The 21,246-nt window shown below is 46.8% G+C and carries 17 protein-coding genes; 11 read left to right on the top strand and 6 right to left on the bottom strand.

Annotation, left to right across the window (positions count from 1 at the left end; genetic code table 11):
• Window positions 1-11 precede the first annotated feature (11 nt).
• Complete coding sequence (locus tag Q0110_RS01030) at window positions 12-1,133, top strand: glycoside hydrolase family 43 protein (RefSeq protein ID WP_297900979.1); 1,122 nt, start codon at window positions 12-14, stop codon at window positions 1,131-1,133.
• Here the strand turns inward: Q0110_RS01030 and Q0110_RS01025 are convergent.
• Complete coding sequence (locus Q0110_RS01025) at window positions 1,127-1,516, bottom strand: hypothetical protein (protein ID WP_297900975.1); 390 nt, start codon at window positions 1,514-1,516, stop codon at window positions 1,127-1,129. The two genes, Q0110_RS01030 and Q0110_RS01025, sit on opposite strands and share 7 nt — an antisense overlap.
• Window positions 1,517-1,528: 12 nt before the next feature.
• Window positions 1,529-2,338, bottom strand: coding sequence for a peptidylprolyl isomerase (locus Q0110_RS01020; RefSeq protein WP_297900972.1), 810 nt, complete (start codon window positions 2,336-2,338; stop codon window positions 1,529-1,531).
• A gap of 108 nt (window positions 2,339-2,446) precedes the next feature.
• Between Q0110_RS01020 and Q0110_RS01015 the strand changes: the two genes are divergently transcribed.
• From Q0110_RS01015 to Q0110_RS01005, 3 genes are all read left to right on the top strand, one after another.
• Complete coding sequence (locus Q0110_RS01015) at window positions 2,447-4,123, top strand: putative transporter (RefSeq protein ID WP_297900969.1); 1,677 nt, start codon at window positions 2,447-2,449, stop codon at window positions 4,121-4,123.
• 350 nt (window positions 4,124-4,473) lie between these two features.
• On the top strand, window positions 4,474-5,331 hold the full coding sequence (locus tag Q0110_RS01010) for an ROK family protein (RefSeq protein ID WP_297900967.1): 858 nt from the start codon (window positions 4,474-4,476) through the stop codon (window positions 5,329-5,331).
• 40 nt (window positions 5,332-5,371) lie between these two features.
• Complete coding sequence (locus Q0110_RS01005; protein ID WP_297900964.1) at window positions 5,372-6,289, top strand: ThuA domain-containing protein; 918 nt, start codon at window positions 5,372-5,374, stop codon at window positions 6,287-6,289.
• A 100-nt stretch (window positions 6,290-6,389) separates the two neighbouring features.
• Here Q0110_RS01005 and Q0110_RS01000 read toward each other — a convergent pair whose 3' ends face one another.
• Window positions 6,390-8,306, bottom strand: a complete 1,917-nt coding sequence (locus Q0110_RS01000) for an ATP-dependent DNA helicase RecQ (protein ID WP_297900961.1) — start codon at window positions 8,304-8,306, stop codon at window positions 6,390-6,392.
• Window positions 8,307-8,315: 9 nt separating this feature from the next.
• The gene (recJ, locus tag Q0110_RS00995; protein ID WP_297900958.1) at window positions 8,316-10,040 is read right to left on the bottom strand and encodes a single-stranded-DNA-specific exonuclease RecJ; all 1,725 of its coding nucleotides are present in this window, start codon (window positions 10,038-10,040) and stop codon (window positions 8,316-8,318) included.
• A gap of 223 nt (window positions 10,041-10,263) precedes the next feature.
• Here recJ and Q0110_RS00990 point away from each other — a divergent pair, with 223 nt between their 5' ends.
• From Q0110_RS00990 to Q0110_RS00970, 5 genes are read left to right on the top strand one after another with little or no spacing between them, the layout of a single operon-like run.
• On the top strand, window positions 10,264-10,824 hold the full coding sequence (locus Q0110_RS00990) for an L-threonylcarbamoyladenylate synthase (RefSeq protein ID WP_297900955.1): 561 nt from the start codon (window positions 10,264-10,266) through the stop codon (window positions 10,822-10,824).
• A 2-nt stretch (window positions 10,825-10,826) separates the two neighbouring features.
• Complete coding sequence (locus Q0110_RS00985) at window positions 10,827-12,227, top strand: sugar transferase (RefSeq protein ID WP_297900952.1); 1,401 nt, start codon at window positions 10,827-10,829, stop codon at window positions 12,225-12,227.
• Window positions 12,228-12,246: 19 nt separating this feature from the next.
• A complete protein-coding gene (locus Q0110_RS00980) occupies window positions 12,247-14,031 on the top strand; it encodes a chloride channel protein (protein WP_297900949.1) in 1,785 nt (594 codons plus the stop codon).
• 32 nt (window positions 14,032-14,063) lie between these two features.
• Entirely contained in the window at window positions 14,064-15,038 is a 975-nt protein-coding gene (fmt, locus tag Q0110_RS00975; protein WP_297900946.1) for a methionyl-tRNA formyltransferase, read from the top strand.
• The gene (locus Q0110_RS00970) at window positions 15,038-15,412 is read left to right on the top strand and encodes a YbaN family protein (RefSeq protein ID WP_297900943.1); all 375 of its coding nucleotides are present in this window, start codon (window positions 15,038-15,040) and stop codon (window positions 15,410-15,412) included. Before fmt ends, Q0110_RS00970 begins: the two co-directional genes overlap by 1 nt.
• A gap of 154 nt (window positions 15,413-15,566) precedes the next feature.
• Here Q0110_RS00970 and Q0110_RS00965 read toward each other — a convergent pair whose 3' ends face one another.
• Together Q0110_RS00965 and Q0110_RS00960 are read right to left on the bottom strand one after the other, a co-directional pair.
• Window positions 15,567-17,033: a catalase gene (locus tag Q0110_RS00965; protein ID WP_297900941.1), complete on the bottom strand. Its 1,467-nt coding sequence runs from the start codon at window positions 17,031-17,033 to the stop codon at window positions 15,567-15,569.
• A 925-nt stretch (window positions 17,034-17,958) separates the two neighbouring features.
• Window positions 17,959-19,050: a glycoside hydrolase family 76 protein gene (locus Q0110_RS00960; RefSeq protein WP_297900939.1), complete on the bottom strand. Its 1,092-nt coding sequence runs from the start codon at window positions 19,048-19,050 to the stop codon at window positions 17,959-17,961.
• Between the two features lie 138 nt (window positions 19,051-19,188).
• Between Q0110_RS00960 and Q0110_RS00955 the strand changes: the two genes are divergently transcribed.
• Window positions 19,189-20,136 carry an alkaline phosphatase gene (locus tag Q0110_RS00955; RefSeq protein WP_297900937.1) on the top strand — a complete coding sequence of 316 codons (948 nt, stop codon included), beginning with the start codon at window positions 19,189-19,191 and terminating at the stop codon, window positions 20,134-20,136.
• 89 nt (window positions 20,137-20,225) lie between these two features.
• Window positions 20,226-21,146 (top strand): endonuclease/exonuclease/phosphatase family protein, encoded by a 921-nt coding sequence (locus Q0110_RS00950; protein WP_297900935.1) that lies wholly within the window; start codon window positions 20,226-20,228, stop codon window positions 21,144-21,146.
• Window positions 21,147-21,246 lie beyond the last annotated feature (100 nt).

The following is a 21,246-nucleotide window of genomic DNA, read 5'->3' as shown; positions in this document are numbered from 1 at the left end:
TGAAAAGAGGTATGAAAATAGGAATATCCCTTTGTCTGGGAATTCTTATGGGTTTGAATGCGGGCTGTACGGGAAAGAAGTCTGCTGCGGAAAAGCCGGAATTGACGTACAGTAATCCTTTGTCGGTTCAGTTTGGCGATCCATACGTATTGTTGGCCTCGGACGGGCGTTATTATATGTATGGTACCGGAGCCGGGGCTGTAGATGGTTATTGTGCCTATTCTTCCGATGATTTGATCCATTGGAAACCGGAAGGGCAGGTCTATCGGGGTAATACGCCCGATTCTTGGGCGGTCTCTAATTTCTGGGCGCCGGAGGTGTACGAGCGAGACGGTAAGTTTTATATGCTCTTCAGTGCGGATTGGAGGAATAACCCGACCAACGAGGAGGAGAATTTCCGTATCGGTGTAGCCGTGTCGGATAAGCCGACCGGCCCCTTTAAGGAATTGGCTGACGCCCCTTTGTTCGATCCGGGATATCCTGTAATCGACGGAAACTTAATCGAGGATGAAGAAGGCCGTACCTATCTCTATTATTCCCGTTGCTGCTATAAACATCCGGTGGAAAGCGAGATCGCTGAAGAGGCGAAGAGGAAAGGCATGTTCGATTCCGTTGAGGAAAGCTGGATCTACGGGGTGGAGGTCGCTCCGGATCTTACGCACGTGATTGGGGAACCTGTACTTCTACTGCGTCCGCCCGTGAAACTGGATGATGCACAGAGCGAATGGGAAAGTCGCTCGGTTACCCAAGGGGAGGTCGGACGTCGTTGGACGGAAGGCTCTTTCATGCTACGTCATAACGGCTTGTATTATATGATGTATTCCGCTAATTATTTCGGCGGGGCAAATTATGCGGTGGGGTACGCCGTGTCTAAACATCCGCTAGGACCGTTCGAGAAGGCATCCAATAATCCGGTACTAGAAAAGAACGTGGAAAAAGGCGGTATCGTTACGGGTACCGGGCATAATAGCGTTACATGGTCTAAGGACGGAAAACAAATGTATTGCGTTTACCACGGACGTACCCGGAAGACCGGGGACGAGCGGGTCGTATTCATCGATAAAATGCGAATCGACGAGAATGGCCTTCTGGTCGTGGAAGGCCCCACCACCGATTCGCGGCCTATTCAATAGTTATTGATCTCTTCCAGCAACGCTACTCGTTCCAACGAGAACGTAGTGTCGTTGCGTTGGATATATTCTAATAGTTCTTTCGCTCTTGTCCGGAACTTTTCGCCTTGAGCGCCGGGCAAGAGATAACTTTCCTCCAGCAAGGTCTTGGCGGCTAGCTCCATGCGTTGAAGGCCGCAAGAGTCATCACCATCCAAATAGGTACGGATCTCGTCGATAGGCGCATTCTGCAAGAAATCGTTATCCAGTTTTAAGGACGTGTAGACGGATTGTATTAACTCGGGGTTCTTGCGTGCCCCGTCGTTGGAATTACGATTGAGGATGATCTGGGCGATCACTTTGCCCAGTTCCTCGATCTGTACCATGATGAAATCTCTCTTTAGCATAGGAGTGACGGATTATTCGATCGTTATACTTTGGATACGGATGTCTTTTTTCGGCCGGTCATTCTGGTCTTTCGGTTGGTTGGCGATCAAGTCTAAGATGTCGAAACCTTCCGTCAACTCACCGAAGATTGTATAAGTGCCATCCAAATGATGGCAACCGCCTACGGTAGTATAGGCCTTCCGTTGCTCATCCGTAAACAATAAATGACCGGGAGTTGCCCGGATAACGGAATCTATCTTGGCGTAAATTACCCTCATCCGTTTCTGGTATTCCCGTTTGTTGCTAATCTTGATCATATTCAGTTCCGCGCGGACCGGTGCGTAAAACTCTTTCAATGCTTTTTGCCGGGCCGGATAGTTGGCGGTGCGCTCTAACGTATCCAGCTCGGTTTCCCTGTAGACCTTGCCTTGCACGATGAAGAATTGTGACATGTCCGATTTCTTTTGTGGGTTGATCTCGTCCGGTTGGCGGGGAGCGGCCAAGGCCCCTTTCTTATGAAAATATTTCTCGTTGATCTCGGGTGGGATCTCGGCAGAAGGATCGCCGAAACCGCATTTGGCACCGGCTGGAGCGTTCCTGGAATCCGGGGCTCCTCCTTGGATCATAAACTCCGGCAAGACACGGGTAAACAAGGTCCCGTTAAAATCCCCTCGTCTCGCCCGTTCGATGAATGTACGGGTGTGATTGGGCACATCGTCATATAAGATGGCCTTCATGGTACCCACATTGGTTTTTATGACTACCGTTTTCCCTGTTTCTTGCGCCGCGGTAGCTACGACGCAAAGGAATAGCGTTGATAGAATGTAATATATCTTTTTCATGTGATTTTTATTTGGAAGGTAAATATAGGCGTTATGTTGTAAAACACAAAGTAAATACCTAACTTCGCGCCTTTATTAATAGGTAATAAGATTTTTAAAGATTTTGGAATGGATTGGATAAACGATTTATTATGGGGAGAAGGTATCGGGCATTCCATCCTTTTACTATCTTTCGTGATTGCCGCCGGTATTCAGCTAGGAAAGATAAAGGTATTTGGGATTTCGCTCGGAATAACCTTGGTGTTGTTTGTAGGTATTATTTTAGGGCATTTCGGATTCACGATTAATCACAATGTGATTCACTTTTTCAAGGAGTTCGGATTGATTTTGTTTGTTTATTCGGTGGGTATGCAAGTCGGCCCGGGATTCTTCTCGTCTTTTAAGCAAGGGGGAATCACGTTGAATATGCTCGCCTGCGGGATCGTTTTCTTGGGCGTGGCTACGGCTTTGATATTGCATTTCGTGACAGGTATCCCGATGCCTACCATGGTAGGTATCTTATCGGGGGCGGTGACGAATACCCCGGGATTGGGTGCGGCTCAGCAAGCTTATTCCGATATGTACGGGGTTTCTGATAATACGATCGCCTTGGGTTATGCCGTGGCTTATCCGCTAGGCGTGATCGGTATCATTCTCTCGATTATTTTCGTGCGCTACGTATTCCATGTGAGTTTCGATAAGGAGAATGAAGACTTGAACAAGGAGGATGCTTCGCATACAAATGAGGCGAAACCGATCTCGCTGATTGTGAAGAATCCGGCGGTTTTCGGAAAGACGGTAGGAGAACTGTCCGGCTTGATGGAGCATCTGGATTTCGTGATCTCCCGGGTATGGCGTAATGATAACAAGCAGATCGAGATCGCTTCCGCTGGCACGACCTTGAATGAGGATGATAAGATTTTCGTGATCACGACCGATCAAGATGCCGAGTCCGTAAAGACATTCCTCGGTGAGGAGATTGATATGGAACGTAAACAATGGATCCGTATGGAGAGCCAGTTTATCAACCGCCGTATCCTGATCACGAAGCCGGAGTTGAACGGTAAGAAGCTGGGGCAGTTGAAACTGCGTAAGTTATACGGTATCAATATCACCCGTATCAATCGTGCGGGTATGGATTTGGTAGCTACGCCGGGCTTGACGTTGCAGGTGGGCGACCGTGTGAATGTGGTAGGTACCGAGACGGCCGTGTCTAACGTAGAGAAGGTATTGGGTAACTCCTTGAAACGCCTGAACGAGCCGAATTTGATCACGATCTTTATCGGTATCGCTCTGGGTATCATATTGGGCAGTATTCCGATCACATTCCCGGGTATCCCGCAGCCGGTTAAATTGGGATTGGCGGGAGGTCCGTTGATCGTGGCGATCCTGATCAGCCGTTTCGGTTATCATTATAAGTTGATCACTTATACGACTCAGAGTGCTAACTTGATGTTGCGTGAGATCGGTATCACCTTGTTCCTCGCTTGCGTGGGTATCAGCGCCGGCGATGGTTTCGTGGATACGATCGTGAATAACGGGGGGCTTGCCTGGATCGGTTACGGTTTTATCATCACGACGGTTCCTTTGCTGATCATCGGTTGCGTAGGCCGTTATTTCTATAAGATCAATTATTTCACATTGATGGGATTGATCGCCGGAAGCACGACAGACCCGCCCGCATTGGCTTACTCGAACGCTACGGCAGGAAACGACGCTCCTTCCGTGGGTTACGCTACGGTATATCCGTTGACCATGTTCTTACGAGTACTTACGGCGCAATTATTGATCTTGTTCTTCGCTTGATGCGGTAGATTTTTATCAGGTTAAAATAGGAAGATCCCTCTTCGCTTTCTCTTGTTCGAGATTGAGCGAAGGGGGATTTTATTATTGAGCAATATAGTGTGTTTATGGATACAAAAGAAGTAAATAGTGAGACCTCATTTTTCTCGTTTATAGAAGAAGAAGGCCCGGAAATTTGAACGCTATCATTTGATAGAGAGAGCTGAAGAATAGAACTATATTCATGAGCTTCGTGATGAGATTGCTCGTGATTATCCTCTTTTGGAGAATGATTATAAAGCAATGTTATTCGTAGCATTGCCTTTTTTTTGTTAGCTTTGTGGGAGTATAATCTAATTAATATCGTGGAAAGAATGAGTGTAGAGAAGAAAAACGCTTATATCGGAGTGGATTTAGGGGGGACGAATATGCGTGCCGGTCGTATCGTAGGGGATCGATTAGTGGCTCAGGGGAGTGCCCCGACTCCCAAGGACGCTGCGGATTGTGAGGAGACATTGGAGGCTTTGATAGAGGTGATCCGTTCCGTGTGGGACGAGAGCGTGGTCGCTATCGGTATCGGTGTGCCGAGCGTGGTAGATCGTGAGAGAGGGATCGTATATAACGTGGTGAATATCCCGCATTGGGAGGAGGTACATTTGAAAGAGATCCTGGAGGCTCGCTTCTCCGTATCGGTTTATGTGGATAACGACGCGAATTGCTTCGCTCTGGGTGAGCGCATCTTTGGTGAGGGGAAAACGGTTGATAATTTCGTGGGCCTCACCTTGGGTACGGGGCTGGGTGGTGGAATTATCCAGAAAGGCAAGCTGCTGGCCGACGCTAATTGTGGCTCGGGCGAGTTTGGTATGATCCCTTATCAAGGACAGATCTTGGAATATTTCTGTAGCGGTTCCTATTTCATGAACGTATGGGGCGTGGATGGGAAAGAGATGTATACCCGTGCGATGCGGAAGGACGAGCAGGCGCTGGAGGCTTACCGGCAGTTGGGCCTGCATGTGGCCGCCGCTATCAAGATCGTGGTGTTGACGGTAGATCCGGAGATGATCGTCTTCGGAGGCTCGGTGACCGCCGCCCATGAGTTGTTTGAGGAGAGCATGTATGAGGGCTTGAAAGATTTCGCTTATCCGAACTCTATCAAGAACCTGAAGATATGTTTCTCTAAGCTGGAGAACCCGGGCCTATTCGGTGCCGCTTCTCTTTGTTATGATAAATAAAGACGGATAATCAATAGTTTACTTAAATCTGATTTATACCATGAGACATGTATTTTGTAGGAAGAGTAGGAAGATCGTTTTCCTTTTAGCCGCTTTGCTGGTTGTATGTGGCCTGTCGGCCCGTAAGCCGATCAAGACGTTGTTGATAACGGGACAGAATAACCATAATTGGCAGGTGAGCCATGTGGTGCTCAAACAGATATTGGAGAACTCGGGACGTTTTTCCGTAGATTTCGCGATTTCTCCGGAGGCCGGGAAAGATATGTCCGGCTTTGTCTTGGATTTCAGCCCTTATGAGCTAGTCGTGCTGGATTATAACGGGGATGCTTGGCCGGAGGAGACGAACCGTCGTTTCTTGGAGTATGTACAAGGGGGAGGTGGTGTCGTGATTTATCATGCCGCCGATAACGCTTTTGTAGATTGGCTGGAGTACAACAAGATTTGCGCTTTAGGCGGTTGGGCGAACCGGGATGAGAAAGCGGGACCCTATGTATATTGGAGCGATGGCAAGCTGATAAAGGATAGTTCGGCAGGTGTGGGTGGCTCTCATGGCAAGCAACATGAGTATGTGCTGAATGCCCGGAATCATGATCATCCGATTATGAAAGGGTTGCCGAATAAATGGAAACATGCGCAGGATGAGCTGTATGATCGTATGCGTGGCCCTGGAAATATAAAGGATTGTTTGTATACCGCTTATTCGGATAAGGATACCGGAGGTTCCGGTCGTGAGGAGCCGTTGATCTTCACGGTTGATTATGGAAAGGCCCGTATATTCCATACGATGTTGGGACATGCGGGGGAAACGGTAGAGAATTGCCCGGCCATGCAATGCGCCGGTTTCCAGATCACCTTGCTAAGAGGTGCGGAATGGGCCGCTACCGGTAAGGTAACCCAAAAGGTTCCCGCCGATTTCCCGACGGAAAAGCAGGTATCTAATCGAAATGCTTATAAGTAGTGATACTTGATTTGTAAGAATGCCCATTGTAAGTACCTTATGATGGGCATTCTTATATGCTGACAATGGGCATTCTAAAGAGCTTATGATAGGCATCATACTATTTCACCGATTCCTCGTACGATAGATAGCCGTCGCTTAGGATGAATCGGGGATCTTGATCTGCCAGAAAGCGGATGGTCGTGAGGCTTTTCTCTTGGGAGAAAGACGATCTCTTGATAAGTTCTTTCACGGGGATAGGGGGATGTCCGGACAGTGTTTTCACGAGGCTTTCCCGGATAGCGTTGAATTCCCAATTCATAAGCTGCGATTCATGTTTCGATAGGCATACATCGCAACAGCCACAAGGGGTGGAATCCGTCTCTCCGAAATAGGATAGGAGCATGCGGCTACGGCATACTCGTTCCTCGTTAATATACTCCAATACCTTCTCGATCCGTTTCCCGAAGCGCTCTTTACGTTCCTCATATGCCGAGCGGGGTATGGAAAGATATCGCTGTTCCTCCCGGGTCTGGGTATAGATAATCAACGGTGTTTTCTTGCGCGGGATGTAATTTACGATTCGGTATTTGGATAAGCCTACCAATATCTCATAAACTTCGTGAGGCGTTACTCTCGCACGGGTAGCGATTACGCTCTCGTCGATATAAACATAATCAGCGAATAACCCGGTGTAAGAGCGCAAGATCGTTTGGATTACCTCATCCGTTCGCTTGTTCTCGCTTAAGTACCTGTAAAGCTCGTCACGGGTGGCCGTGAACATCAGGCGGGAAGCGTTATCTACTTCCTCCGTATATTCGATATACCCTGATAACCCAAGGATCTTCAAGGCGTGATGCGCTTGCAATAGAGAGAACTTATAAGCGGAACAGAAATCCGTCAACGAGAAATCATGTACCGTATCCAGCCCATACCCTACGGCAATCTGGAAATAATTACCCAACGCCTCATAGACCCGGTAGATAAATTCCTTGTCCGGAAACTCGTCTGCCAGCCGTTTCTTTAGCTTGGCGTTATCCGTGGAGGAACAAAGAGCCACGGCGAACGCTTTCTTCTCATCACGTCCCCCGCGTCCGGCCTCTTGATAATACTCCTCCAACGATCCCGGCATATCCATATGCACGACCAACCGCACGTCCGGCTTATCGATACCCATGCCAAAAGCGTTGGTCGATACGATTACCCGGCACTCGTTGTTTTTCCAGCGGGCCTGACGTAATTCTTTCTCGTCACGGTTTAGCCCGGCATGGAAGAAATCTGCGGAGATACCTGCTTGTTGCAGCATGACGGCGATCTCCTTGGTACGTTTCCGGTTGCGGACGTATACGATAGCCGTACCCGGAACCTTTCCCAATATATATACAAGCGTGTTTAACTTATCGTCCGTCTTCCGGACGATATAAACCAGATTTTTACGGGCGAAACTCTTTTGGAATACGTTCTTCTCCTTGAACCGCAGGCGCTCTTGTATGTCATTCACTACCTCCGGTGTAGCCGTAGCGGTCAGGGCCAGTACCGGTACACCCGGCAATAAATCCCGGATCTCTGCGATGTTGAGGTAAGAAGGACGGAAATCGTATCCCCATTGCGAGATACAATGACTCTCGTCGATCACAAGCAGGCAAACTTGCATGGCTTCCATCTTGGCCCGGAAAATATCCGTACTGAGCCGTTCCGGGGAGACATACAAGAATTTATATCCCCCGAAGATGCAATTCTCCAGTTGCGTGATAATCTCTTGCCGGCTCATGCCCGAATAAATGGCCGTAGCCTTGATACCGACCCGGCGTAAGTTCTCCACTTGGTCTTTCATCAAAGCGATCAAAGGGGTGACGACAACGCAGATCCCCTCCATTGCCAAAGCAGGCACTTGGAAGGTGATGGATTTACCACCGCCGGTAGGCATCAGCCCAAGCGTATCTTTTCCGGCGCAGACGGAATGGATAATATCCTCCTGCAAAAGACGGAAAGCAGGGTATCCCCAATACTTCTCTAATATCTTATGGTAGACGTCCACCTGTCCTCCTCATATATCATCGGGTTTGATATCCTTGATCATCAGTTGGATAGAGGTGTTACCGTTGTAGGTGTTTTCCTCCACCGTGTAGCAGATGTTGAAAGGCTTCATTCCCTTGATATGGTTGTTGTACCTATGCATGCCGAAAGCGATGGCGTGCATGGGGGTACTTGAGTTTCCATCGATTAGTTCCAGCTTGAGATGCTCCAGTTCCTTGCCCACGAGCTTGCTGGTTCCGTAATCCTTTACGCCAAGCGAGCAGAATACGGGCTTCTGGTTGTCCGGTCCGAACGGGCTCATCTTCTTTAAGTCGTTCACGAACTTCTGGTTGATCTCTTTCAAATCCAGGATGGCATCGATGTCGATCTGCGGGATCATCTGTTCCGGTATGATCTCTTCGGCGGCGATCTTCAGGAAACGTTCGGTGAAAGCCTCGAGGTTTTCCTCCCGTAAGGAAAGCCCGGCCGCGTAGGTATGCCCTCCGAAGTTCTCCAATAAATCCCGGCAGCTTTCTATGGCCTTGTAAATATCAAAGCCCGTTACGGAACGTGCCGATCCGGTGATCAACTCGGACGATTTGGTGAGGACAACCGCCGGACGGTAATATTTCTCGGTCAACCGGGACGCTACGATACCGATCACACCCTTATGCCATCCTTGATTGTACACCACGATCGCCTTCCGGTCTTCCATGTTCTGGACCTCGTCGATGATGGCGTTTGCCTCGTCGGTAATCTTCTTGTCCAATTCCCGGCGTTCCTCGTTGTATTGGTTGATGCTCTCGCTCTTTTCCCGGGCACTGGCGCTATCTTTGGACAGTAGCAGTTCCACCGCTTCTTTTCCGTTCATCATCCGGCCGGAAGCATTGATACGCGGGCCGATCTTGAAGACGATATCGCTGATCGTGATCTCCTTCCCGGTCAATCCGCAAATATCGATGATACCTTTCAGTCCGAGGCTGGGGTTACTGTTCAATTGCTTCAGCCCGTAATAGGCGAGAATACGGTTCTCGCCCGTAATCGGTACGATGTCCGAGGCGATACTGACCGCTGTCAGCTCCAGCAACTTCTCCAAATCCGAGAACGGGAAATTATTGCTCTTGGCGAATGCCTGCATGAACTTGAATCCCACTCCACAACCCGACAAATGCTCATACGGATAGATAGAGTCCGAGCGTTTGGCATCCAATACGGCAACAGCGTCGGGCAAAGTAGCGTCCGGCATATGGTGGTCGCAAATAATAAAATCAATGCCCTTCTTCTTGGCGTACTCGATCTTCTCGATCGCCTTGATGCCGCAATCTAGCGAGATAACCAGCGATACCCCGTTCTCGGCGGCATAATCGATCCCTTTGTAAGAAATACCGTACCCTTCATCATACCGATCCGGGATGTAGAAATCCAAACTAGACGAGTAGGGCCTTAAATACTTGAAGACGAGCGATACTGCTGTTGTCCCATCCACGTCGTAATCGCCGTAGATTAAAATTTTCTCTTTATTCCCCAAGGCTCTGTTTAAACGTCTCACCGCCTTATCCATATCCGGCATAAGGAATGGGTCGTGCAAATCGTTCAAGCTGGGTTTAAAGAATTTCTTCGCCTCTTCGATCGAAGTGATACCTCGTTGAACGAGTAAAAGACAGATCACTGGGCTGAACCCTAGCTCAGCCACTAACCGGTCTCTCTTATGTAACTCTTCTTCTGATGGGGTTTGAAAGTTCCATTTGTTAATCATTATATATTGTTTTTTTCTTTTTTGCTTACCTGATACTACGGATACCTTGTCTTTCTTTATCAACCGCCTGACGAAGGCAAAACCACCGCAATATATTTCAACCCGTAAAGTTAGGAATTAAATATGGGATATTCGGTATGGCTTAAAGAAAATAGTTTTTTTGTTGTTATTTTTTTGAAGTCGGAGAATGATTCGTACATTTGCCTAAATATTATAAAATACAATGACGGAAGATATTAAAAAAGCTTGCGAGGTAATGGCTGCGGGCGGTATAATACTTTATCCTACAGATACTATCTGGGGAATTGGTTGCGATGCCACCAATGAAAAAGCCGTACAAAGAGTATACGAGCTGAAACGAAGAGCAGACAATAAGGCTATGCTGGTTTTGATGGACAGCGACGCGAAATTAAATATGTATGTGTCAGATATCCCCGATATTGCTTGGGACTTGATTAGCGTGTCTGATAAGCCGTTGACTATAATCTATTCGAACGCCAAGAATTTGGCGGCCAATTTACTGGGAGCCGATGGAAGTGTAGGTATTCGTATCACGAACGAGGAGTTCTCCAAGAAATTATGCGAGCGTTTCCGTAAACCTTTGGTCTCTACTTCTGCCAACGTGAGCGGAGAGCCTTCTCCCGCTAATTTCCGCGAGGTATCGGAAGTGATCAAGAAGGGGGTGGATTATATCGTGAATTATCGTCAGGACGATATGAGCAGGGCTATTCCGTCCGGTATTATCAAGCTGGGAGCCGGTGGCCTTGTGCAGGTAATTAGATAAGGATGAAGAAAAACGTACAAGCCGGAAAATATATTGTCTCGGATTTTATAGCGTCATCGGTTGTCTGGTTGTTATTTAACCTGATACGCTATGAAGAGGTGGCGGTGTATGAAGGGTTTGATACCATCGGGGCCTTTTTACTGCATATCCCCTCGTTGAGAGGGCAGCTATTGATCCCGTTTTTTTGGTTCGTTTTATTTTGGTTCTCCGGTTATTATAATAAGCCCTTCGGTAAATCGAGGCTTACCGAGCTATTCTCTACCCTTGGAAGTGTTTCGATTGGAGTCGTGATCTTGTTTTTTGCTTTGGTGTTGAATGACTTGCCCCGTTCTTATCATGTATATTATGATATGTTTTTCTCTTTATGGGGATTGCAGTTTGTCTTAACGTATGTCCCCCGGTTATTGATTACGCAAGCTGGGCTTCGAAAGATAAAATGCAGGGAATGGGCGTTGAACGTATTGATGATAGGGGCGGGGAAGAAGGCGGCGTGTATCGCGGACGATTTGTATAGGCTGGGCTATAACATCGTTGGGTTTATTTCCGATGGTACGGAGAAAAAAGGAACGATCGCCGAAGACCGTGTGATCGGCAAATTGGAATCTTTGCCTACGATCGTGGCGGAGAAAAAGGTGGATGAGCTGGTTGTCGCTCTGGAGGCGGTGGATAATAGCCGTTTAATGGATATCCTTTATTCGTTGTATTGCTATAAACGGCCGATCAAGATATTGGCGGATAAGTCCAGCTCTCTGTCGCAGGTAAAGATCAAGGCGATAAAGGGGGTTCCTCTGGTGGATGTGACAGCTAACCATTTCCTACCCATCGAGCAGAATATCAAGTTCTTTATGGATAAGACATTGTCTCTGGTTTTCTTGGTGCTCTTATCGCCCTTATTCCTATATATCGCTTGGCGGGTGAAGAGGGATTCTCCCGGTCCTGTGTTTTTCAGCCAGGAACGGATTGGGTATATGGGTGAGCCTTTCATAATCTATAAGTTTCGTACGATGTATACGGATGCCGAGGTGGAAGGGCCGTTGCTCTCTTCCGAGAACGACTGCCGTATTACTCCTTTCGGACGGGTGATGCGGAAATACCGCTTGGACGAGCTACCGCAGTTCTGGAACGTGCTGAAGGGGGATATGTCGTTGGTTGGTCCTCGTCCGGAACGTAAATATTTCATCGATCGGATCGTGAAGAAAGCTCCCTTCTATTATTTGCTTCATAACGTGCGGCCGGGTATCACCTCGTTGGGAATGGTGAAGTACGGATACGCGGGCAGTGTAGACGAGATGGTAGAGCGCTTGAAATATGATATATTATATTATGAGAATATGTCTCTGATCTTGGATATAACGATTCTCATTTATACGGTTAAGACAGTGTTTACAGGTAAAGGTATTTAATTAGGTAAAGGTATTTAAAATGGCAAACGAAGGTTTATTCTATAAATTCTTGTTGTGGAGGGAAAAGCGCATCAAGGAGAAGCATTTCATCCTTATTATCAGTTTTATAGTGGGGCTTTGTACTGCTGCGGCCGCTATCATCTTAAAACAACTGATCCATTTCATACAGCATTTATTGACGGGTAATTTCAATGCCGATGGCGTGAATTATCTCTATCTGCTTTATCCGGTGGTCGGTATATTGCTGGCCGGGTTATTCGTGAAATACATCGTGCGGGATGACATCAGCCACGGTGTGACGAAGATATTGTATGCCATCTCGCAACGCAAGAGCCGTATCAAGCCGCATAATACGTGGACTTCTATCGTAGCCAGTTCCGTGACGATTGGTTTCGGTGGATCGGTCGGGGCAGAGGCGCCTATCGTATTGACCGGGGCGGCTATCGGTTCCAATCTGGGACGGGTGTTCAAGATGGAGCAGAAGACCTTGATGTTGCTCGTGGGATGTGGCGCTGCCGGAGCTATCGCCGGTATCTTTAAGGCACCTATCGCCGGGTTGGTGTTCGTGATCGAGGTGCTGATGCTAGATCTTACGATGACTTCGGTGCTTCCTTTGCTGATCTCGTCGGTGACGGCTGCTACGATGTCTTATATTTTTACCGGGACCGAGGCTATGTTTAAGTTCTCGCAAACCGAGGCGTTCGAGATCGGGCGTATTCCTTACGTGCTCTTGCTGGGTGTTTTTTGCGGGTTGGTCTCCCTTTATTTCACCCGTGTGATGAATAAGGTGGAGGGGATGTACCGGAAGTTGGGCACGTATTGGAAAAAGTTTATGTTAGGTGGCGTGATGTTGAGTGTCTTGATTTTCTTGTTTCCTCCATTATACGGTGAGGGTTATGATACGATCGGTTCATTGCTGAACGGGCAGTTTTCTCATATCATGGATAAAAGTTTGTTTTACGATCTGAACGATACGTATTTTGGGGTCTTGATCTTCTTGACCTTGATCTTGCTTACAAAAGTGTTTGCGTCTAGTGCCACGAATGCCGGAGGTGGTTGCGGTGGTATTTTCGCTCCTAGTTTGTATCTGGGTTGTATTGCCGGTTTTATCTTTGCGCATACATCTAATTACTTTCCGTTTACGATGTATATCTCGGAGAAGAATTTCGCCTTATTGGGTATGGCGGGTATTATGTCTGGTGTTATGCACGCTCCCTTGACCGGGGTTTTCCTGATCGCCGAGCTGACGGGTGGTTATGATTTGTTCCTGCCTTTGATGATCGTCTCGATCAGTTCTTATATCACGATCCTTATGTTCGAGCCTCATAGTATCTATTCCATGCGTTTAGCGCAGAAAGGCGAGTTGCTCACGCATCATAAGGACAGGGCGGTGCTTACATTGTTGCGGGCGGATAGCGTGATCGAGAAAGATTTCCAGATGGTATCACCGGAGATGACATTGGGCGATATGGTAAAGGTGATTTCCCGAAGTGGGCGCAACTCTTTCCCGGTCGTAGATGAGCGAGGTGTGTTGTTGGGGATTGTCTTGTTGGATAATATCCGGAATATCATGTTCCGTCCGGAGTTGTATAACCGTTTCCATGTATCGAAGTTCATGGTTTCCGCTCCTGCCAAGATCGTGATCAACACGCCGATGGACCAGATCATGCAGACTTTTGACGATACGAAGGCGTGGAACCTTCCGGTGGTCGATGAGAATGGCCATTATATCGGTTTTATGTCGAAATCGAAGATATTTAATTCTTACCGGGAAGTCTTGGTGGATAACTTTTCCGGAGATTAACTTGTTAAAAAAACAGATCCAATATAGTATATATGGAAAAAGAGGATTTACGAATCGTATATATGGGTACTCCCGATTTTGCCGTGGAGAGCCTGCGTGCCTTGGTTGAAGGCGGGTATAATGTGGTAGGTGTCATTACGATGCCGGATAAACCGATGGGTCGTCATGGCAGCGTGTTACAGCCGAGTGCCGTGAAGCAGTATGCTGTGTCAGTGGGCCTTCCGGTTTTGCAGCCCGAGAAGTTGAAGGATGAGGCCTTTCTGGAGGAGTTGCGTGTGTTGAAGGCTGATTTGCAGATCGTGGTGGCTTTCCGTATGTTGCCGGAGGTAGTTTGGAACATGCCCCGTTTGGGAACATTCAACCTGCATGCTTCCTTGCTTCCGCAATACCGGGGTGCGGCTCCGATCAACTGGGCGGTTATCAACGGGGATACGGAGACCGGTGTGACAACTTTCTTCCTAACCCATGAGATTGATACGGGTAAGATCATTCGTCAGAGACGTCTGCCGATCGCCGATACGGATGATGTGGGTGTTGTTCACGATGCCTTGATGGTGATGGGAGCGGAGTTGGTTACGGAAACCGTGGACTTACTGCTGGCAGGGCAAGCGGATGCTATCTCCCAAGAGGAGTTTTATAAGGATGCCTCCGAGCTTCGTCCGGCCCCGAAAATCTTCAAGGATACTTGCCGCATCGATTGGAACCAGCCGATGAAAAATATCTATGACTTCATTCGCGGACTTTCCCCTTATCCGGCGGCTTGGACGGAATTGGTTTCAACGGATGGCAAACGCTTGGTTTTGAAGATTTATCAGACGGAAAAACGTCCGGCAGAGCATAACCTCTCGATCGGTTCTATCCATACGGATCATAAATCGTATATTGATGTAGCTGTGAAGGATGGCTTCCTTCGTTTGCGTTCTTTGCAGCTTGCCGGAAAGAAGCGGATGAACATAACGGACTTCTTGAATGGTTTCAAGCAAATTGCGGAATATAGGGTTGACTGATGAACGGGACAAGACGTATCATATACATTACGTTAGGAACGTTTTTTCTCCTATTGGGAGCGATCGGTATTTTTGTCCCTTTGCTCCCGACTACCCCTTTTTGGTTACTGACCTGTTGGTTTTATATCCGTAGTTCGGAGAGGCTTTATAACCGGGTAATGAGTAATCGTTACTTTGGCCCGCATATCAAAAGCTTTGTGGAAGATAAGGCTATCCCCTTGCGCTCCAAGATTATCACGATCGCTATCATGTGGCTGTCTACGATCATTACTTCCCTTTTGTTGGTTGGTTACTGGTGGGTGAAAATCTTATTAGGGCTTATCAGTATAGGAGTATCATGGCATATTCTTTCTTATCCTACTAAAAAAGAATGAGATAACCTATTCATCCATGGGATTACTGGGGTTATCTCTCTTTATCGTTTTGTTTCGAGTTGTTTTATTAGGGTGAAACTTTAGTTTTGTGCGGAAGAAACTAAAGTTTCGTATAATGAAAACTCTCGGAACATTCTATCGCGGCCTTATTGCTTTATCGGGTTTCCTTCAAGGCCTCTTCCAAGCAGATGCCTAGAGCTTCCGCTACCCCTTTGCCATAAGCCGGGTCTGCCTTGTAGCAGTTACGTACGTGGCGTTGCTTGATGAACAATTGGGCGTTGCCCATCGCACGGGCGGTATTGCCGAATAACAACTGCTGCTCTTCCGGCGGCATCAGGCGGAATAAGGCACCCGGTTGGCTGTAGTAATCATCATCATACTCACGCTCGTTGTAATTGTAAACATCCCCATGTACTTTCAAAGGCGGTTCCTTCTTCTCGGGAGAGTCTTTCCACTCACCGAAACTATTGGGTTCGTAGCCCTTGGCGGCCCCGTAGTTCCCGTCCACACGCATTGCCCCGTCACGGTGATAGGCATGGAACGGACAGCGAGGCTTGTTTACCGGGATCTGCTCTAGGTTCACGCCAAGGCGATAACGCTGGGCATCGCCATACGAGAATAGGCGGCCTTGCAGCATCTTATCCGGGGAGAAGCCGATACCTTCGACTATATTCATCGGATTAAATGCGGCTTGCTCCACGTCTTGGAAGTAATTCTCCGGATTACGGTTCAGCTCAAGGATACCGACATCCATCAACGGGAAGTCTTTATGTGGCCATACTTTCGTGAGGTCGAATGGATTGACCGGATAGGTTTCGGCTTGTTCCTCGGTCATCAATTGGATTTGGAATTTCCATTTCGGGAAGTCCCTGCGCTCGATGCTATCGAATAAATCGCGCTGGTGGGATTCACGATCCTTAGCGATGATAGCCGCCGCTTCCTCATCGCTAAGATTTTTAATACCTTGTAGGGTTCTAAGATGGAATTTCACCCAGATACGTTCGTTCTTGTCGTTGATGAAACTGTAAGTATGGCTACCGAAACCATGCATATGGCGATAAGAATAAGGGATGCCGCGAGAACTCATCGTGATCGTCACTTGATGTAAGGCCTCGGGAAGCAAGGTCCAGAAATCCCAGTTGTTATCCTCACTTCGTAGATTTGTTTTCGGATCGCGTTTGACCGCATGATTCAAATCCGGGAATTTTAAGGGATCACGCAGGAAAAATACCGGAGTGTTGTTACCAACCAGGTCCCAGTTACCTTCCTCTGTATAGAATTTTATGGCGAATCCTCGAATATCACGTTCTGCGTCGGCCGCTCCGCGTTCTCCGGCTACGGTGGAGAAACGCACGAAACAGTCTGTCTTCTTGCCAACTTCTTTAAAAATGGCCGCTTTCGTGTATTTCGTGATGTCATGCGTAACGGTAAAGGTTCCGAATGCGCCGGAACCTTTGGCATGCATACGTCTTTCAGGGATTACCTCACGGTCGAAGTGCGCAAGTTTCTCGATAAACCAAGGGTCTTGCAATACCATCGGACCACGTGGGCCTACTGTTTGTACATTCTGATTGTCCGCGACAGGGCGTCCGTTAGCGGCAGTTAGCTTTTTGTCTTCCATAACTTTAGTTTTTTATGTCGCAATAAAGAATTTTAGATAAAGTAGTCTTTAAATAAAACTGTTTAGTAACAACAATTGTTTTTAACTTCCTCACAAAAATAAGTTATTGTCAAACAGCTATCAAATAGTTAATCTTGATAAGGATATAGGTTTTGTTTATATTATTCAAGGTATGGGAACAAAAAGCGGTTGTCTGGCAAGAAACCAAGCAACCGCGGTATAGTTTGAAAAAATCAAATGTTCACCTTCCCGGTAAAATGGGGTGTTACTTATTTATTGTAACCCCATTTAGTTAATTCTGACTGACCGATAGTAGCGAGTGATCTCAAGCAACTATCCAAGAAATGTCTAATAAAACTTTTCATAGCCCATTTTCTTTTTAATTAATAAATCTGTGCTTTTAGCACGTTCTAAATCTCAAATAACCTTTGAAGTCCGAGTTATACATGAATTGAAAACCTAAACCATTAACCTTTTAACCTATTACTAACCTAATCTCGGACTTCAGATAACCTAAACCACCATCTTTTTTCATCGTAGGCTTACCACACACGGTAAACCCAAATTGTCCAAGGTTGAAACCCTAGCAAATCGATGTAACGTTTAAACAATCTTTTTACCATATTGCTTTACAATTATGTTTTACGGCACAAATATACGGCGTTATTCTATACTTGGTATGTTTTATAGCATGTTTTTAATGGATTCTTGTGTTTTCTTGATCTATGATAAAAAAAATAGGAATCATGATTTATATCATGATAGTGTTTGAACGTTTGGCATGTATATTGTGTTACCCTGCCATTACGTTTCCATTTCTATTTGCTACATTTATGGAGTTAAATGTAAGATAATGTTATATATATGAGTAGAGAAGAAGAGTACAGGGAGCTGTTGTTTTTCGGTCAGCTCCCTGTGTTATTGTTCATTTCGTTAAATTATACGCTTCTATCACGCACTCCAAAGCGCAGGCATTTGCCGCGGAGCTTTGTTTGTGGAAGGGGCCATACCAATAACAGCCGAAGCTTTTCGAGGCAGGGTCGTAATCTTTCGTGATAATGGATTCTGCGTTCTTCAAGATGAAATCCCTGTATGCGGGTTTCTTGGTTATGTCATATAGAAAGGCTAAGTGCCGGATGAAGATGCCTTTAAACTGTACACCATCGTTGCTATCTTCAATTTCAGGCTTCATTTCGCAAAGAATACCTTCGTTGGTTACCAATTGTTTGCTGATAGTGGCATCGGCAATTTTTTCTGCCAATTCCAAGTAAGATTTGTCGTTGGTTTGGAGATACATCTCGGCTAAGATGGCAATGGCTACACCTTGATTATAAGTATAGTGGGCCCCCCGGTTAGGGCTACAATCCTCTTTTGTGCCGTCTTCAATTTGATAAATGTCCGTATTGATCATACCGGTTCCCATATACCAATCCACGTTTTTCTTGAACCAGTCTAGGTATGCAGGTTTCTGGGTCGCTTTATATAAACGGATCGCCGTAAGGGAGAATAGATTGTTTGCGATCGAATTTTTGTAGTGCAGCGGGTTTTTCTTCCAGAAAATACCGCCCCCGCAAGCATCGCTCCATCCGGTTGTCATATCATCGAATATGATCTCGGCCATATCCAGATATTTTTTCTCTCCGGTCAGTTTGAAAGACTCGATCCAGGCGAGAGCCCACCAGCCTTCGTCATCGTAATAATCATTGATGAAATTATCGCAATAACGGGGAGCCCCTGTAGAGTCTACGCCCACTTGATAATGATGCGCTTTCTCATATACATCCTCGATAACGGGGAGAACGCAGGGATCTCCGGTTACGGCCCCATAGCGGATCGTGGCGGTTAATACATTCGCGGAATTCCACCATCCGGCGGTTTCCCAGATGCCGGTCGTGTCATTTCTCCAGCTTAAAGAAGTTTGTAAACTTTCGCGCATTTTGTCCTCGAAAAGGGAGGGACTGCCGCAAGATACCATGAAAAGTACAAGCAATAGGCTTGTCAAGAAGTGTTTACACATATGTATTTATTAAATATAAGATTAGATTAAGCCACAAAGATAAGCGATCTTTTTGAACTTTCTTTAAACTTTGTACCTTTGTCTGACGGGAATCTAAGATACAATCTATATAATTTTAAAAAGAAAAGACTCAGTGAGATGAAAAAAGGAATCTTGTTTATCTGTTGTGCGATAATCGCGTGTTGTTTGGGTGTTTGTGTTCAAATCTCTCAGGAAGCTCCTGAAGAAGAGAAAGATCTTCCTAAACATGTAATCTTGGTCGGTTTTGATGGCCTGAGCGCTTATTGCTTGAATAATGGTGCGGATATGCCTACATTTCGTAAGATGATGGCGGAAGGGGCTTCCACCTTGGAGAACCGTTCGATATTGCCTTCGTCAAGTGCTTGTAATTGGGCCTCTATGTTTATGGGGGCGGGACCGGAGTTACACGGATATACGGAATGGGGTTCCCGGGTGCCGGAACTTCCTTCCCGTATCGTGAATGCCGATAACCGTTTTCCGAATATCTTCGGCTTGTACCGGGATAAGGCTCCCAAAGCCGAGATCGGCTATATTTTCGGTTGGGAAGGCATGAACTATTTAGTGGATACTTTGGCGATTAATTACCGTCGACTCGTACCGATGACTCCAGAGAACCCGGGAGGCTTGACTTCCGTTGCCGTACAGTATATCAAGGAAAAGAAACCTAATCTTTGCGCCATTATCTTTGACGAGCCGGATGGGACAGGACATAGTAAGGGATGGAGTTCTCCGGAATATTATTCTATGGTTCATCATCTGGATAGTTGCTTGGCTCAAGTGGTAAATGCCGTACAAGAGGCAGGTATCATGGACGAGACCGTGATTATATTATCTGCCGATCACGGGGGGATCGAGACCGGTCATGGTGGCAAGACAATGAACGAGATGCAAACCCCGATCGTTTTCTACGGGAAAAACGTGAAGAAAGGTTATAAGATTCCGGAGAGCACGATGGTATACGATATCGCCGGTACGATAGCTTATTTATTAGACGTGCAGCAACCGCAGGTATGGATCGCCCGTCCGATCCTTTCGGCTTTTGAGATTGCCTCGTGCGAGAAGTGAGGGGGTCTTCCTTCATTTAGCGCGACCGGAGTGGAATGATTTTGCCCGGTAAATCTTATCTTTGCTTTCTGTTATTAAATAAATAAACCATGAAGAAATTCTTTTATTCTTTTGTTATTCTCTTTTGTGCCGTATTAACCTTACAGGCGGAGACGATGGTGGTGGCCACCTATAACTTGCGAAACGCCAACGGCAGTGATTCTACGAACGGAAACGGATGGGGGCAACGTTATCCCTATATCGCTCAGATGGTTCAGTTCCACGGGTTCGATATCTTCGGTACCCAAGAGTGTTTCTATCATCAGTTGCAGGACTTGAAACAGGCGATGCCCGCTTACGATTATATTGGCGTAGGACGTGACGACGGCAAGCTGGCGGGGGAGCATTCCGCTATATTTTACCGTACGGATAAGTTTGAGGTACTGGAGCATGGCGATTTTTGGCTGTCCGAGGTTACCGATCGCCCGAATAAAGGCTGGGATGCCGTATTGCCTCGTATCTGTACGTGGGGTGAGTTCCGGGATAAGCAAACCGGTTTTACGTTCTTGTTTTTCAACCTTCACATGGATCATGTCGGCGTACAAGCCCGTGCGGAGAGCGCTAAGTTGATCTTAAAGAAGATCAAGGAATTCCCAAAGAGACTTCCCGCTATCTTGACCGGAGATTTCAATGTCGATCAAACAAGTGAGTCGTATAAGCTGTTAGATGGTTCCGGTATCATGCGCGACTCTTATGAGATCGCTGATTTCCGTTATGCCCCGAACGGCACGTTCAATGGTTTCCATCCGGACCGGAAGACCGAGAGCCGTATCGACCATCTTTTCTTGACCAAGGAGTTTGAGGTGAAGAAGTATGGAATCTTAACGGATACCTATCGTTCCGAGGTGAAAGAAAGTGCCCAAAAGGAGCAAAACGGTAACTTTCCGAAGGAAGTGTCTTTGAGTAAATACGAGGCTCGTACTCCTTCCGATCACTTCCCTGTGATGATCGTTGTAGAGGTGAAAGACTGAGGGTTTTAGAAAAATTGGTTATTCTTAACCACATAATCTTTATCAAATTTGTTTAGATCTTGTTATATAATCAGAATATAAACTAAAACGATCTAAACAA

This window comes from uncultured Parabacteroides sp., from assembly GCF_947855115.1.
Taxonomy (GTDB): Bacteria; Bacteroidota; Bacteroidia; order Bacteroidales; family Tannerellaceae; genus Parabacteroides.
This window is presented reverse-complemented; position numbering and strand designations above follow the sequence as displayed.

What these genes read in the sequence shown, in the direction of transcription:
- Q0110_RS01020 (WP_297900972.1), bottom strand. Translation starts at nt 2,338, where the DNA reads ATGAAAAAGATATATTACATTCTATCAACGCTATTCCTTTGCGTCGTA.
- Q0110_RS00960 (WP_297900939.1), bottom strand. Translation starts at nt 19,050, where the DNA reads ATGTGTAAACACTTCTTGACAAGCCTATTGCTTGTACTTTTCATGGTA.
- Q0110_RS00990 (WP_297900955.1), top strand. Translation starts at nt 10,264, where the DNA reads ATGACGGAAGATATTAAAAAAGCTTGCGAGGTAATGGCTGCGGGCGGT.
- Q0110_RS01005 (WP_297900964.1), top strand. Translation starts at nt 5,372, where the DNA reads ATGAGACATGTATTTTGTAGGAAGAGTAGGAAGATCGTTTTCCTTTTA.
- Q0110_RS00980 (WP_297900949.1), top strand. Translation starts at nt 12,247, where the DNA reads ATGGCAAACGAAGGTTTATTCTATAAATTCTTGTTGTGGAGGGAAAAG.
- Q0110_RS01010 (WP_297900967.1), top strand. Translation starts at nt 4,474, where the DNA reads ATGAGTGTAGAGAAGAAAAACGCTTATATCGGAGTGGATTTAGGGGGG.
- Q0110_RS00955 (WP_297900937.1), top strand. Translation starts at nt 19,189, where the DNA reads ATGAAAAAAGGAATCTTGTTTATCTGTTGTGCGATAATCGCGTGTTGT.
- Q0110_RS01030 (WP_297900979.1), top strand. Translation starts at nt 12, where the DNA reads ATGAAAATAGGAATATCCCTTTGTCTGGGAATTCTTATGGGTTTGAAT.
- Q0110_RS01025 (WP_297900975.1), bottom strand. Translation starts at nt 1,516, where the DNA reads ATGCTAAAGAGAGATTTCATCATGGTACAGATCGAGGAACTGGGCAAA.
- fmt (WP_297900946.1), top strand. Translation starts at nt 14,064, where the DNA reads ATGGAAAAAGAGGATTTACGAATCGTATATATGGGTACTCCCGATTTT.
- Q0110_RS01015 (WP_297900969.1), top strand. Translation starts at nt 2,447, where the DNA reads ATGGATTGGATAAACGATTTATTATGGGGAGAAGGTATCGGGCATTCC.
- Q0110_RS00950 (WP_297900935.1), top strand. Translation starts at nt 20,226, where the DNA reads ATGAAGAAATTCTTTTATTCTTTTGTTATTCTCTTTTGTGCCGTATTA.
- Q0110_RS00965 (WP_297900941.1), bottom strand. Translation starts at nt 17,033, where the DNA reads ATGGAAGACAAAAAGCTAACTGCCGCTAACGGACGCCCTGTCGCGGAC.
- recJ (WP_297900958.1), bottom strand. Translation starts at nt 10,040, where the DNA reads ATGATTAACAAATGGAACTTTCAAACCCCATCAGAAGAAGAGTTACAT.
- Q0110_RS00970 (WP_297900943.1), top strand. Translation starts at nt 15,038, where the DNA reads ATGAACGGGACAAGACGTATCATATACATTACGTTAGGAACGTTTTTT.
- Q0110_RS00985 (WP_297900952.1), top strand. Translation starts at nt 10,827, where the DNA reads ATGAAGAAAAACGTACAAGCCGGAAAATATATTGTCTCGGATTTTATA.